1 protein-coding gene is annotated in these 999 nt (G+C 60.2%); it reads left to right on the top strand.

What is annotated here, in order from left to right; translation table 11 throughout:
- The first annotated feature begins 112 nt into the window (after positions 1-112).
- Positions 113-979 (top strand): fatty acid desaturase, encoded by an 867-nt coding sequence (locus OMK64_RS21310; RefSeq protein ID WP_272730108.1) that lies wholly within the window; start codon positions 113-115, stop codon positions 977-979.
- Positions 980-999 lie beyond the last annotated feature (20 nt).

The raw sequence follows: 999 nt of genomic DNA, 5'->3' as shown, positions 1-999 counted from the left end.
ACCGGCGAAGTGAACCAGGGCCAGGTGCAAACAGCCATCAGCTACAAGTTCGACTAGGTTGGTCTGGGGTTTGCAATGAGGCTCTGGAATCCATTTTTCCAGGACACTCTTCATGGCTCGCCCCGCTTACCGCCTGTTGCATCATTCGCTGTGGGACCTGATCCCCATTGCCCTGGGCCTGGCGCATTTCGCCTTTGTCATCTGGCTGGTCAGCGCGTTCCACAGCCTGAGCTGGTGGGCGCTCGTGCCCCTGGCGCTGGTCTATGCGATCAGCCTGTCGTGGAGCATCAACAGCATCTCCCACAACCAGATCCACAACGCCTACTTCAGCCATCGTGCGATGAACCGGGCGTTCGATTTGCTGCTGTCGGTGACCATCGGCTTTTCCCAGACGCTCTACCGCGACATCCATAACCGCCATCACCGTGGCAACGCCGACCTGCCGGGCCCGGACGGTAAAACCATCGACCCGCTGTCGATCTACCAGCGCGGCCACAATGGCCAGCCGGAAAACCCGTGGGCTTACACTTTCCTGAGTTTTTTCCGCGACGATCCCAAGCCGTTCTACGACGAGATGAAGCGCAAGCGCCCGGCCGATGCGCGCTGGGTCAAGGTCGAGATCGGCGTGACGGTGGCGTTCTATATCGCCCTGGCCTTCTACAACTGGCAGGCGGTGCTGTGGCTGTTGCCGTTCTGGTACCTGGGCCAGTGCCTGTCATCGCTCAACGGCTACTACGAACATTTCGGCGGCAACCCGGACCTGCCGATTGCCTGGGGGGTGAGCTCCTACAGCGTGCTGTACAACCTGATCTGGATGAACAACGGCTACCACGCCGAGCACCACTACCGGCCCAAGATGCACTGGACCAAGGTAAAGGCGTTTCATCGGGAAATTGCCGAGCAACAGCGTGCGGCAGGGGTGAGGCAGCTTCCAGTGTCACACGGGTTGGGCTTTCTGGTGGCGCACAGAAAACCCTGACTCGCCACTAACCCCTGTGG

Origin of the sequence: Cellulomonas fimi, from assembly GCF_028527925.1 — a bacterium.
In the GTDB taxonomy this organism is placed as follows: Bacteria; Actinomycetota; Actinomycetes; order Actinomycetales; family Cellulomonadaceae; genus Cellulomonas; species Cellulomonas fimi_C.
The sequence above is the reverse complement of the archived record's forward strand: the minus strand, read 5'-3'. Positions and strand labels throughout refer to the sequence as shown.